Raw genomic sequence first — 13508 nt, forward strand, 5'->3', positions numbered from 1 at the left:
GGGTGGGCCTGCTATGTTGAATGTAGAGATATATCGCTATAACCCAGAGACCGACTCCAAGCCTTACATGAAGCGCTATGAGATTGGTACTCAGGGCAAAGATTTGATGGTGTTGGATGTGCTCGAGCTGTTAAAGGCTCAGGATTCGACCATTGTTTACCGCCGTTCTTGCCGCGAAGGTGTGTGTGGCTCTGACGGTATGAACATCAACGGTAAAAACGGCTTGGCTTGTGTTACGGCGCTGTCCGAGTGTGTTAAAAACAATAAGCTGATTCTGCGTCCGCTACCGGGTTTGCCGGTAATTCGCGATTTGATCGTGGATATGTCGCAGTTTTATGCGCAATACAAAAAAATAGAGCCATATTTGCAAAATGAAAGTCCCGCTCCGGCAATTGAGCGGTTACAATCTCCAGAAGACCGTGCCAAGCTGGATGGCCTGTACGAGTGTATTCTCTGCGCATGCTGTTCAACCAGTTGTCCGTCTTTCTGGTGGAACCCCGATAAATTTATTGGCCCCGCCGGCCTGTTGCAGGCCTACCGCTTTTTGGTAGATACCCGCGACGAGGCGACGGAACATCGTCTGGCAAACCTGGATGATCCTTTCAGCGTATTCCGCTGTCATGGCATTCAGAATTGTGTGGCGGTATGCCCCAAAGGGTTAAATCCCACCCGGGCAATTGGCCATATCCGCTCTATGCTATTGCGCAGTGCGACATAGCGCGGAATCGGTTGTATGAACGAGTAAACAGATGCGCTGCCCGGTTGTGATCATGAATGACAACCTGCGGCGCATTTGTGTATGTACCAAACTCTGAAATGGTGCGATTAAGCGGCGAGCCCGGCCACAAGCGGGGCGCGTTTTGGAAGCTAACGGCTATTTATAGCAGGGGGGCTTGGGGCATCACCTGAGCCTGTCCAACCGCCTGTAAACGCGTGCCTGACATGGCGTGCGAGCAATCGGTAGGATAATCCCCGTAAAAAGGTGGGTGGAATGCAAGACAGCATTATGGAGAGACTATGGAGTACGTCCCATATATCTGGTGGGAATGCCTCCTATGTTGAAGACCTCTACGATACTTATTTACATGATCCTAATGGCGTGCCAGAGCAGTGGCGCGAATACTTTGACCAGTTACCTCGTGTCGAGGGAGTGGTTTCTCAAGATTCTCCGCACTCGGTTATCCGGCAACAGTTTGCTCAGCTGGCTAAAAGCCGCTCGAACAGTGCCTCGCCCAACGCGGCCTCGGCCATATCTATCGAGCACGAGCGCAAACAAGTAAAAGTTTTGCAGCTAATCAGCTCTTACCGCTTTCGCGGTCATCAACGCGCCCAGCTCGATCCACTTGGCATCATGGAGCGTGAGACAGTCCCAGATCTCGACCTCGCTTACCACGGCTTAACATCGGCCGACCTCGATACCAGTTTCCAAACCGGCACTATGTTCATCGGCAAAGATGAGGCTCCACTGCGCGAGATCGTCGAGGCGTTAGAGCAGACCTACTGTGGTCATGTCGGCCCGGAAATCATGCATATCACCAACCTGGCTGAAAAGCAGTGGTTGCAACAACGCCTTGAGAGTGTCCGCTCTAAGCCAAGCTACGATGCCGAGCAGAAATTGGCCGTGCTTGAACGCCTGACGGCGGCTGAGGGGCTTGAGCGTCATCTGGACAGCAAATACCCCGGTACCAAGCGCTTTGGTCTTGAGGGCGGGGAGAGCTTTATCCCGCTGGTAGATGCTGTAGTGAAACGCTCTGGCTCCTACGGTGCCAAAGAAATTGTGTTGGGTATGGCCCACCGCGGTCGCTTAAATACGCTGGTAAACGTATTTGGTAAAAGCCCCGCTGAATTGTTTGGCGAGTTTGAGGGTAAGCGCCTGGTGGATACCTCGGGCGATGTTAAGTATCACCAAGGGTTTTCGTCTAATGTCATGACACCCGGTGGCGAAATCCACATGGCGATGGCGTTTAACCCGTCGCACTTAGAAATTGTATCTCCTGTGGTCGAGGGTTCAGTACGTGCCCGTCAGGATCGCCGGGATGATGAAGTAGGCCACAAAGTTGTACCAATTGTGGTACACGGTGATGCCGCTTTTGCTGGTCAGGGTGTGGTGATGGAGACATTCCAGATGTCTCAAACCCGCGCCTACAAAACCGGTGGCACGTTACACTTGGTGATTAATAATCAGGTAGGTTTTACCACCAGTCGCCGTGAGGACGCCCGCTCAACCGAGTACTGCACCGATACCGCTAAAATGGTTGAGGCGCCGATCTTTCACGTCAATGGTGACGACCCAGAGGCCGTGCTGTTTGTGGCTCAGCTGGCCACTGATTACCGTTACGAATTTAACAAAGATGTGGTCATCGATTTGGTTTGCTACCGTCGTCGCGGCCACAATGAGGCAGATGATCCGTCGTCTACTCAGCCGTTGATGTACAAAAAGATCCGCAACCAAAAAACCACGCGCACGCTCTACTCAGACGCTTTGATCGAAGCCAATGTGCTGAGCGCCGAAGAATCCAGCAAAATGATGGACGACTACCGGGCGGCATTGGATCGTGGTGAAAGTGTCGCCAGTGGTTTGGTCTCAGAGCCCGACAGCTCACTGTTTGTCGATTGGTCGCCGTATATTGGCCACGATTGGCAGACCCCGGCGGAAACCGGGTATGAACTTAAAGCGCTGCAAGCGACGGCCTATAAAATGTGCGAAGTACCCGACGGTGTTGTACTGCAGCGTCAGGTGTCTAAAATTTACGACGATCGCCGTAAAATGGCCGGTGGTGCACTGCCTATTAACTGGGGTTTTGGCGAGACACTCGCGTACGCGACCTTGCTGGAACAGGGCTTTCAGATTCGTCTGACCGGGCAAGACGTGGGGCGCGGTACTTTCTCGCATCGCCACGCCGTGTTGCACAGCCAAAAAGACGGCGTTAGTTATACGCCGTTGGCCCACATGAATGAAGACCAGCCGGCGTTTGACCTGTACGACTCGTACCTGTCAGAAGAGGCGGTACTGGCGTTTGAGTACGGCTATGCTACCACCATGCCAAAGGGTTTGGTTATCTGGGAGGCGCAGTTCGGCGACTTCGCCAATGGTGCTCAGGTAGTGATTGATCAGTTTATTACCAGCGGTGAGCACAAGTGGGGTCGTTTGTGTGGCCTGACTATGTTGTTGCCACACGGCTATGAAGGGCAGGGGCCGGAGCACTCCTCCGCACGCCTGGAGCGCTTCATGCAACTGTGTGCCGAGCACAATATTCAGGTTTGTATTCCTACTACACCGGCGCAGGTCTTCCACATGCTGCGTCGTCAGGCGATTCGCCCGATGCGTCGTCCGCTGGTGGTGATGAGCCCGAAATGGATCTTGCGTCACCCGTTGGCGACCTCGAGCATTGAAGAGTTATCCGAGGGAACCTTCCAAAACGTGATCGGTGAAAAAGATATCGATCCGGCCAAGGCTAAGCGCGTTGTGCTGTGTAGCGGTAAGGTTTACTACCACCTGTTAGAAGAGCGGATGAAACGAGAGCAGGATGACGTCGCGTTAATCCGGTTGGAGCAGCTGTATCCGTTCCCGGAAGAAGAGCTAAAAGCTGCGCTTGCGCCATACGCTAATGTTAAGGATGTCATGTGGTGTCAGGAAGAGCCCATGAACCAAGGCGCCTGGTACTCCAGCCAGCACCACATGCGCCGAGTTGTTTATGACTTAAATCCCGAGCTGTTCTTAGGTTACGTTGGGCGCGACCCATCGGCCGCCCCAGCCGCAGGTTATGCCTCGGTGCACCTGGAAGAACAGAAACGTTTCATTAACGAAGCATTGAGTGTTTGATACGCAAACTGCAGCACAGAAAACTAGCGAGAGCTAAGGACACGTAATGAGTACTGATATTAAAGCCCCTACTTTTCCCGAATCTGTTCAGGACGGGACCATTGCGACCTGGCACAAACAGCCAGGTGAAGCGGTTTCGCGTGATGAGCTGATCGTAGATATTGAAACAGATAAAGTAGTACTGGAGGTGGTTGCCCCCGCCGACGGTGCACTGACAGAAGTGTTAAAAGGCGAAGGCGACACCGTCTTGAGCAATGAGGTGATTGCTAAGTTTGAAGCCGGTGCCGGCGGCTCGGCAAAAGCCGAGACGAGCGAGCCTGCCACCGAGCAAAAAGACGAGGCGCCTGCTGAGTCGAGCGCCGATGCTGGCGATAAGCTGTTAAGCCCAGCCGCGCGTAAAATTGCTGAAGAGAACAACATTGACCCAGCCGCAGTTGCGGGTACTGGTAAAGATGGCCGTGTGACTAAAGAAGACGTGATGAATCACGTTAAGTCAGCGGGTTCTAAGCCGGCTGCTGCTCCTGCTGCGGCGGCCGTACCTGCTGCGCCAGAAGGTGACCGCGTTGAGAAGCGAGTGCCGATGACTCGCTTGCGTAAGCGCATCGCCGAGCGCCTGTTGGAAGCCACCAGCACCACTGCCATGTTGACTACCTTTAACGAGGTAGACATGGGGCCGGTGATGGAGTTGCGCAAACAGTACAAAGATAAGTTTGAGAAAATTCATAATGGCACTCGTCTGGGCTTTATGGGCTTTTTCGTAAAAGCCGCTACCGAAGCTCTGAAGCGCTTCCCGGCGGTGAACGCGTCACTGGATGATAACGATGTGGTTTACCACGGTTATCAGGATATCGGTGTGGCCGTTTCTACCGAGAAAGGTCTGGTTGTGCCCGTATTGCGAAGCACCGACAACATGAGCATTGCCGAAGTTGAGTCCACCATTCGCGATTTTGGTTTGCGTGCCCGTGACGGTAAGCTGGGTATTGATGAGATGACTGGCGGTACCTTCACCATCACCAACGGTGGTGTGTTCGGCTCGTTGCTGTCGACGCCTATTTTGAATTTGCCGCAAACCGCTATTTTAGGGATGCACAAAATCCAAGAGCGACCCATGGCGGTAAACGGCGAAGTTAAAATTCGCCCGATGATGTACTTAGCTCTGTCTTACGATCACCGTCTGATCGACGGTAAAGAAGCCGTGCAGTTCTTGGTGGCTATTAAAGAGCTGCTGGAAGATCCGGCGCGCATCCTGCTGGAAATCTAATACAGCTGCACTCGCTCCGGCCGGCTTACCCGCTGGCCGGATAAATGTTTTGCCGGAACACCAACGCCGGCTACGCTAAAAATTTTGGGAAACGACTATGTCTGACAAATACGATGTGATTGTAATTGGTTCTGGTCCGGCCGGTTATGTGGCTGCTATTCGCGCCGCTCAGTTGGGCTTAAAAACCGCCTGTATCGAGAAGTGGAAAGACGATAAAGGTAAGGGCGTTAACGGTGGAACCTGTTTGAATGTTGGCTGTATTCCATCTAAAGCACTGCTGGATAGCTCTGAAAAATACCACGAAGCTGAAGTTTCTTTTAGCAAGCACGGCATTTCTACCGGTAAGCTGGCGATTGACGTGCCCGCCATGATCGAGCGCAAAAACAAAGTGGTTCAGCAAATGTCAGGTGGCATTGGTGGCTTGTTTCAGGCCAACAAGGTAACCAGCCTGTTCGGTACCGGTAAGCTGCTGGCTGGTAAGAAAGTCGAGTACACCAATAACGACGGTAAAACTGAAACCCTAGAAGCCGAGAACGTGATTCTGGCCTCAGGTTCTGTTCCCGTTAATATCGGTGTTGCCCCGGTGGATAACGAGGTGATCGTTGATTCAACTGGCGCGCTGGAGTTTACTGAAGTACCTAAGCGTTTAGGCGTGATCGGTGCCGGCGTTATCGGCCTTGAGCTGGGCAGTGTTTGGAAGCGTCTTGGCTCTGAAGTGGTATTGCTTGAAGCGATGGATAATTTCCTGGCCATGATGGATCAGCAAATTGCTAAAGAATCGCTGAAGATTTTTGGCAAGCAAGGCTTAGATATTCGCCTGAGCTGTCGTGTGACTGGCTCTGAAGTTAAAGTTAAAGGTAAAAAGAAAGAAGTTACCGTAACCTTCACCGATAAAGACGGCAACGAGCAACAGGAAACTTTTGATAAGTTAATTGTGTGTGTTGGTCGTAAACCTTACACCGACGGTCTGTTGGCTGAAGATAGCGGCGTTAATTTGGATGAGCGTGGCTTTATTTACGTTAACGATCTGTGCTCTACCGACGCCCCAGGGGTATGGGCGGTGGGTGATGTGGTACGCGGTCCAATGCTGGCTCACAAAGGCTCCGAAGAAGGGGTTATGGTCGCTGAGCGTATCGCCGGTCAAAAACCACTGGTGAATTACGACATTATCCCCAATGTGATCTACACTCACCCAGAGGTTGCCTCTGTCGGTAAAACCGAAGAGCAGCTAAAAGCCGAGGGCGAGCCCTACGAAGTAGGTACCTTTCCGTTTTTGGCCATTGGTCGCGCCGTTGCGGCCGATCAAGCCGAAGGTATGGTTAAGATGATTGCCCACGCTGACACTGACCGTATTTTGGGTTGCCACATTGTTGGCCCAAGCGCGTCGGATTTGATTCAGGAAGTGGCAATCGCTATGGAATTTGGCGCCAGTGCCGAGGATATTGGCATGACCGTATTCGGCCATCCAACATTCTCCGAGGCCGTCAAAGAAGCAGCGTTGGCAGTGGCGGGTCACGCCATTCACATGCCAAACCGCAAGCGCAAAAAATAATTATTTAAAACAACGATGAAGCACGGAGCCACTCGATAGCCTTGCGCTGTCGGGCAGGCTTTGTGGTCGCGACCTAGAGCCACTAGAGGCGCGATCGGGAAGAACCAGGTGCAGGAACGGTGTATGCGACTTTGTGTTACACAATGTGTCGTAGAAAGTTTCGCCGGCTTGCAAGCAGTTTTCAAATCACGTTAACAGAACGGAAGAACATCATGAATTTGCATGAGTACCAAGGMAAACAATTGTTTGCGCAATATGGTTTGCCCGTCTCCCAGGGTGTAGCGGCTCAAACTCCCGCAGAAGCGGCCGCTGCGGCCGATACAATTGGCGGCAATGAGTTTGTGGTTAAAGCTCAGGTTCACGCCGGCGGCCGCGGTAAAGCGGGCGGTGTAAAGCTGGTTAAAACCAAAGGTGAAATCGAAGCGTTTGCCAAGCAGTGGCTGGGCAAAAACCTGGTGACCTATCAAACAGATGAGAAAGGTCAGCCGGTTAGCCGTATTTTGGTTGAAACCTGTACCGATATCGATAAAGAATTGTACTTGGGTGCCGTACTTGATCGCTCTAGCCGTCGTATCGTCTTTATGGCGTCTACCGAAGGTGGTGTAGAGATCGAGAAGGTTGCCGAAGAAACGCCTGAGAAGATCCTGAAAGCGACTGTTGATCCCCTGGCGGGCGCGCAGCCCTACCAAGGCCGTGAGCTAGCGTTCAAGCTTGGCCTGGAAGGCAAGCAGGTTAAGCAGTTTGTTCATATCTTTTTGGGCTTGGCTAAGCTGTTTAAAGAAAAAGATTTGGCGTTGATCGAAGTAAACCCGCTGGTTATTACTCCAGCAGGGGACTTGCACTGTCTGGACGCCAAAGTCGCCATCGACGGCAACGCCCTGTATCGTCATGCGGACTTGCGTGAAATGCACGATCCGTCGCAAGAAGACGAGCGTGAAGCACATGCTGCTAAGTGGGAGCTTAACTACGTAGCGCTTGATGGCAACATCGGCTGCATGGTTAACGGAGCAGGCTTGGCCATGGGCACCATGGATATCGTCAAGCTGCACGGTGGCGCTCCGGCCAACTTCCTTGACGTGGGCGGCGGTGCAACCAAAGAGCGCGTTGTCGAAGCGTTTAAAATTATCTTGTCTGACGAAAATGTTAAAGCCGTATTGATTAACATTTTTGGCGGTATTGTTCGCTGCGACCTGATTGCCGAAGGTGTTATTGGCGCCGTAGAAGAAGTAGGCGTTAAAGTGCCGGTAGTGGTGCGCCTGGAAGGTAACAATGCTGAGCTGGGTGCAAAAGTACTGGCTGACAGTGGTTTGAATATTATTGCTGCGACCAGTCTGACTGATGCTGCCGAGCAAGTAGTTAAAGCAGCGGAGGGCAAATAAATGAGCGTTTTAATCAATAAAGATACTAAAGTTATCTGTCAGGGTTTTACCGGTTCACAAGGTACTTTCCACTCTGAACAAGCGATTGCCTACGGCACCAAAATGGTTGGCGGTGTAACTCCGGGTAAAGGCGGTCAAACGCACTTGGGTTTACCCGTATTTGATACCGTAGCAGAAGCGGTTGCTGAAACCGGCGCTGAAGCCTCGGTAATCTATGTTCCGGCGGCTTTTTGTAAGGATTCAATCCTTGAAGCGGCTAACGGCGGCATTAAGCTGATTGTTTGTATCACCGAAGGTATCCCTACCCTGGACATGCTTGACTGTAAAGTTAAGTGCGACGAGTTGGGCGTACGTTTGATTGGCCCCAACTGCCCGGGTGTTATCACCCCCGGCGAATGTAAAATTGGTATTATGCCAGGGCACATTCACAAGCCAGGTAAAGTGGGCATCGTATCGCGCTCTGGTACCTTGACCTATGAAGCGGTTAAGCAGACCACCGATTACGGTTTTGGTCAGTCTACCTGCGTTGGTATTGGTGGCGATCCAATCCCAGGTTCTAACTTTATCGATATTCTGCAGATGTTCCAGGACGACCCGCAGACCGAAGCGATCGTAATGATCGGTGAGATCGGTGGTAGCGCCGAGGAAGAAGCTGCTGCGTTTATCAAAGCGAATGTAACCAAGCCTGTTGTGTCTTACATCGCCGGTGTCACCGCACCTGCCGGTAAGCGTATGGGGCATGCTGGTGCCATTATTGCTGGTGGTAAAGGTACTGCCGACGAGAAGTTTGCTGCTCTGGAAGACGCCGGTGTTAAAACCGTGCGCAGCTTGGCAGACATCGGTACTGCACTAAAAGAAGTAACTGGCTGGTAAGTTTTACAGTTGTTACCTAAAGGCGGCCAATTGGCCGCCTTTTTTGTATCTGGATAATGCTATCCTAGCGAGCGGAATATTGCGAAGGCTGGGCATCTCTGGCATGGTGAGCAAACTGTAAATGCGGGTTAAAAACGCTTTTCTTTTAGCTCAGAATGTGGAAAATTGCGCGACCTTAAGCGGGTATGCCCCGCTATCAGCACACCCTACACAGGAGTTGAGCGATTGAAACAAACCACAGATAGTTGGTCGGCGAAGCACTCGGCTGAACTCTACGGCATTGAGGAATGGGGTAGCGGCTATTTTGGCATTAACCAGGCCGGCAATGTCGAGGTGCGAGCGCCCGGTGAGAGCGCCGATGTAGCGGTTGATTTAACCCATATTATTGATGGACTGCAGCAGAGAGGCCTGGATATGCCGGTGTTGCTGCGCATCGAAAACCTTGTCGATAGTCGTATCAGTATCCTCAATGAGTCCTTTGCTGAAGCCATAGCCACAACCGGCTATCAAGGTGTCTATCGCGGCGCCTTTCCCATAAAGGTTAACCAACAAAGCCACATTGTGGAAGAGATTGCCCGCTTTGGCGAGCGTTACAATCACGGGCTAGAGGCCGGTAGTAAAGCTGAGTTGATGATCGCCATGTCGACTCTTAAAAATCGGGAAAGCCTGATTATCTGTAACGGCTACAAAGATGCAGAGTTTATCGATTTGGGGCTGCAGGCTCGTAAATTAGGCTTTAAATGTATTTTTGTGCTCGAGACCGTGGCTGAAGTGAAGCTGGTTATCGAGCGCAGTCGCCTGCTAAAGGTTGATCCAATACTCGGCGTGCGATTAAAGCTCTCCACCAAGGTGGAGGGCCATTGGGCCGAAGACAGCGGTGACCGCAGTCTGTTTGGTTTAACCACCAATCACTTAGTCGAAGTAATGGATGAACTGCGCGGCGCGGACTTGTTGCACTGCCTGGAGCTTTTGCACTTTCACCTAGGCTCACAAATTCCCAATATCCGGAGTATTCGCGCCGGCGTGCTAGAGGCATGCCGTTATTATATTGCTATGGTGGCTGAGGGGGCTCCGCTAAGCTATATTGACTTGGGTGGTGGCTTGGCAATTGATTACGATGGCACCAGCAGTGTCAGTGGTCATAGCCGTAACTATTCGGTTCAGGAGTACTGCGTCGACGTGGTCGAGGCGCTGGCGCAACAGCTAAATGCGCATGATTTGCCGCACCCAACCATCGTGACTGAGTCTGGCCGTGCCACGGTTGCTCATACCTCGGTGCTGTTGTTTAACGTGTTGGATGTGGGTCACTTCGAGCCCGGGCCTGTGCCTGATGAGCTGCCAGAGGGCAGTCACGAGCAAGTGTCAAATCTGTGGTTTACCCTAAAAGCCATTAACGTTAGCAAGCTGCAAGAAAGCTATAACGACGTTATCTATTATCGTGATCAAGTGCGCGATTGCTTTTTTTCTGGCGAGATAAATTTGCGCGAGCGGGCCTTTGCCGAGAATCTGTGCCTCGAGGGGTTGCAGCGTATCGTAGCGCTATTGCCTGAGATGAAACGTATTCCACCAGAGCTCGAGCAGTTGCCAGAGCAATTGGCTGATATTTATTACGGTAATTTTAGCGTTTTTCAGTCACTGCCAGACTCGTGGGCCATTAACCAGGTGTTCCCCGTGATGCCGATTCATCGGTTGGATGAAAAACCCACCCGGCAGGCAACCATTGCTGATTTGACGTGTGATTGTGACGGCAAGCTAGATAGTTTTGCCGGGCCCGAGGGTGAAACCCGCACTCTGTCGTTGCACCCGGTAAAAGCGGGCGAAGAGTATTATCTGGGAGTGTTTCTGGTGGGCGCTTACCAAGAAACTCTGGGCGATTTACACAACCTGTTTGGTGATACCAATGTGGCGAGTGTGCGGATCAATCCTGACGCCAGCCTAGATTTTGTGCACGAGTTACACGGTGACAGTATTGCCGATGTGCTGAGCTACGTGGAATACGACCCGCAACAGATGTTTCGCCAGTTTCGCGTGGCCGCCGAGCAGGCCGTACGCGATGGACGAATTAATGTTTCGGAACGTCAGAGTATGCTGAGTGCATACTCTGAGAGTTTGCGTGGCTACACCTATTTTGAACGTTAATGACACAGCGTTAGAGGAAAGGATTATGGCTAAAGTAATGATTATTGGCGCCGGCGGCGTCGGTGGCGTAGTAGCGCACAAATGTGCCCAGTTACCGGAAGTATTTACGGAGATTGTGTTGGCCAGTCGCACTGAGTCTAAGTGTAAGGCGATTGCTGCGCAGCTGCCACGACCGGTGACCACTGCCCAGGTCGACGCCGATAATGTCGCCGAAACCGTAGCGCTGCTAAAACGCGAACAACCAGATTTGGTTATTAATGTGGCGTTGCCGTATCAGGATTTGGCGATTATGGATGCCTGCCTCGAAGCGGGTGTTGATTACTTAGATACCGCGAATTACGAGCCACCAGAAGAAGCTAAATTTGAATACAAATGGCAGTGGGCGTATCAGGATAAATTTACCCAAGCGGGCCGAATGGCGTTGTTAGGTTCAGGGTTTGATCCAGGTGTAACCAACGTCTACACCGCGTATCTTAAAAAGCACTACCTCGACGAAATTCATTATCTGGATATTATCGACTGTAATGCAGGTGATCACGGCCAGCCTTTCGCGACGAACTTCAATCCTGAGATTAATATTCGTGAAGTAACGGCCAATGGCCGCTATTGGCAAGATGGGCAGTGGCAAGAGACTGCGCCATTAAAAGAGAACCGCTCGTTCGACTTTCCGGCGGGTATTGGCCCCAAGCAAATATACCTGATGTATCACGAAGAGCTGGAGTCAATTACCAAACACTTGCCTGAGATCAAGCGCGCCCGTTTTTGGATGACCTTCTCGGATAACTATTTAAAGCACCTTGAGGTGCTTGGCAATATCGGTATGACCTCTATCGACCCGGTACAGTTTGAAGGCAAAGAGATTGTGCCGCTGCAGTTTTTGAAGGCATTGTTACCGGATCCGGCAAGTCTGGGCCCCTTGACCAAGGGTAAAACCTGTATCGGTTGCGTCGCTCAGGGTGTAAAAGATGGCGTTAAAAAAACCTACTACATCTACAACATCTGTGATCATGAAGAGTGCTATGCAGAGGTTCAGTCACAAGCGATTTCCTACACCACAGGTGTGCCGGCGATGATTGGTGCCAAGATGATGTTAGAGAAAAAGTGGGCGGCTGCCGGTGTTTGGAATATGGAGCAGCTGGATCCAGACCCCTTTATGGATGATTTAAATAAATACGGCCTGCCTTGGCAGGTGGTCGAAATTGACCAGCCAACCGGTATGGAAGAGTAGTTAATAATCACCCTAATCAGTAGTCAGAAAAACGGCGGCGCAAGCCGCCGTTTTTCTGTCGAGTTAAACGGAAATTACTATGGAAAAACGCCAGTACTTTACTCAGTTTGATGCAACACGCGTACCTTCACCCTGTTTTGTGGTGGATCGAGTGGCGATAGAGGACAATCTCAAATTGTTGCATCGGGTTGGTGTTGAGAGTGGTGCGAAAGTATTAGGCGCACTCAAAGCTTTCAGTTGCTGGTCACTGGCCGATTTAAATCGTAAGTACCTTTGGGGAAGTTGTGCCAGTGGTGTGAACGAGGCGAAGCTGGCACGTGAGTACTATGGCGGCGAGGTGCATACCTATTCGGCGGCGTTTAAAGAGGCCGATTTAATCGAAGTGCTTAAGCTCTCCGATCACGTGGTATTTAATTCCATGAGTCAGTGGCAGCGTTTTAAACCTTTGTGTATGGCGGCAAAAGAAAAACGCCCGGAATTAAAGTTTGGCTTGCGTATCAACCCTGAGCACTCAGAGGGCGACGTCCCGCTGTACGACCCGTGTGCGCCTAAATCCAGAATGGGTGTACCTTTAGCGGAGTTTGACACTGAGTTATTGGAGGGTATCTCGGGACTGCATTTTCATACGTTATGCGAGCAAGACGTTCCGCCATTGGCACGGACTTTAGCGGCGGTTGAGCAAAAGTTTGGCCATGTCTTAGGCACATTGGAGTGGGTTAATTTTGGTGGCGGGCATCATATTACTCGCGAGAACTATCAAGTTGATGAGCTAATCGACTTGGTGCGAGGCTTTTCAGAAAAGTTTGATGTGCAGGTGTATCTGGAGCCCGGGGAGGCCGTAGCGATACACAGCGGTGTGTTGGTGGCCGAAGTGCTGGATGTTTTTACCAGTACCGTGCCTCAGGCCATACTCGATACTTCGGCTACTTGTCATATGCCGGATACCTTGGAGATGCCGTATCGCGCGGATATTTTTGGCGCAGGCGAGGCGGGCGAAAAAGCGCATACCTATCGATTGGGGGGGATGACCTGTTTGGCGGGTGATGTGATTGGCGATTACAGCTTTGCTCAGCCGCTCGAAGTGGGGCAGCGTTTAGTGTTTGACGATATGGCCCATTACACCATGGTCAAAACCACTACCTTTAATGGTATTAACCTGCCTGCAATTGCTCTCTGGAATTCCGAGACGGACGAGTTAGAGGTGGTTCGCGAGTTTGGTTACGGGGATTTTAAAACGCGCTTATCGTAGCGCC

At 51.6% G+C, this 13508-nt stretch carries 9 protein-coding genes; all 9 read left to right on the forward strand.

All coding sequences use genetic code 11. The features are described 5' to 3' along the window. Positions 1 to 13 precede the first annotated feature (13 nt). Entirely contained in the window at positions 14 to 718 is a 705-nt protein-coding gene (locus SD69_RS09645) for a succinate dehydrogenase iron-sulfur subunit (RefSeq protein WP_041523051.1), read from the forward strand. 273 nt (positions 719 to 991) lie between these two features. Then, complete coding sequence (locus tag SD69_RS09650; RefSeq protein ID WP_041523052.1) at positions 992 to 3823, forward strand: 2-oxoglutarate dehydrogenase E1 component; 2832 nt, start codon at positions 992 to 994, stop codon at positions 3821 to 3823. 46 nt (positions 3824 to 3869) lie between these two features. Beyond that, positions 3870 to 5084, forward strand: a complete 1215-nt coding sequence (odhB, locus tag SD69_RS09655; protein ID WP_041523053.1) for a 2-oxoglutarate dehydrogenase complex dihydrolipoyllysine-residue succinyltransferase — start codon at positions 3870 to 3872, stop codon at positions 5082 to 5084. A gap of 97 nt (positions 5085 to 5181) precedes the next feature. After that, positions 5182 to 6636, forward strand: coding sequence for a dihydrolipoyl dehydrogenase (gene lpdA, locus SD69_RS09660; protein ID WP_041523054.1), 1455 nt, complete (start codon positions 5182 to 5184; stop codon positions 6634 to 6636). A gap of 212 nt (positions 6637 to 6848) precedes the next feature. Continuing rightward, positions 6849 to 8015 (forward strand): ADP-forming succinate--CoA ligase subunit beta, encoded by a 1167-nt coding sequence (gene sucC, locus SD69_RS09665; RefSeq protein WP_041523055.1) that lies wholly within the window; start codon positions 6849 to 6851, stop codon positions 8013 to 8015. Further along, on the forward strand, positions 8016 to 8888 hold the full coding sequence (sucD, locus tag SD69_RS09670; protein WP_041523056.1) for a succinate--CoA ligase subunit alpha: 873 nt from the start codon (positions 8016 to 8018) through the stop codon (positions 8886 to 8888). A gap of 225 nt (positions 8889 to 9113) precedes the next feature. Beyond that, complete coding sequence (speA, locus tag SD69_RS09675) at positions 9114 to 11027, forward strand: biosynthetic arginine decarboxylase (protein ID WP_041523057.1); 1914 nt, start codon at positions 9114 to 9116, stop codon at positions 11025 to 11027. 25 nt (positions 11028 to 11052) lie between these two features. After that, on the forward strand, positions 11053 to 12255 hold the full coding sequence (locus SD69_RS09680) for a saccharopine dehydrogenase family protein (protein ID WP_041523058.1): 1203 nt from the start codon (positions 11053 to 11055) through the stop codon (positions 12253 to 12255). Positions 12256 to 12334: 79 nt separating this feature from the next. Further along, positions 12335 to 13504, forward strand: a complete 1170-nt coding sequence (gene nspC, locus SD69_RS09685; RefSeq protein WP_041523059.1) for a carboxynorspermidine decarboxylase — start codon at positions 12335 to 12337, stop codon at positions 13502 to 13504. Positions 13505 to 13508: the final 4 nt, after the last annotated feature.

It is taken from the genome of Gilvimarinus agarilyticus (genome assembly GCF_000832015.1).
Taxonomy (GTDB): Bacteria; Pseudomonadota; Gammaproteobacteria; order Pseudomonadales; family Cellvibrionaceae; genus Gilvimarinus; species Gilvimarinus agarilyticus.

Excerpts from the sequence above, each read along its gene's own strand:
- nspC (WP_041523059.1), top strand. The coding sequence starts at position 12,335 with ATGGAAAAACGCCAGTACTTTACTCAGTTTGATGCAACACGCGTACCT.
- SD69_RS09680 (WP_041523058.1), top strand. The coding sequence starts at position 11,053 with ATGGCTAAAGTAATGATTATTGGCGCCGGCGGCGTCGGTGGCGTAGTA.
- lpdA (WP_041523054.1), top strand. The coding sequence starts at position 5,182 with ATGTCTGACAAATACGATGTGATTGTAATTGGTTCTGGTCCGGCCGGT.
- sucD (WP_041523056.1), top strand. The coding sequence starts at position 8,016 with ATGAGCGTTTTAATCAATAAAGATACTAAAGTTATCTGTCAGGGTTTT.
- SD69_RS09645 (WP_041523051.1), top strand. The coding sequence starts at position 14 with ATGTTGAATGTAGAGATATATCGCTATAACCCAGAGACCGACTCCAAG.
- odhB (WP_041523053.1), top strand. The coding sequence starts at position 3,870 with ATGAGTACTGATATTAAAGCCCCTACTTTTCCCGAATCTGTTCAGGAC.
- SD69_RS09650 (WP_041523052.1), top strand. The coding sequence starts at position 992 with ATGCAAGACAGCATTATGGAGAGACTATGGAGTACGTCCCATATATCT.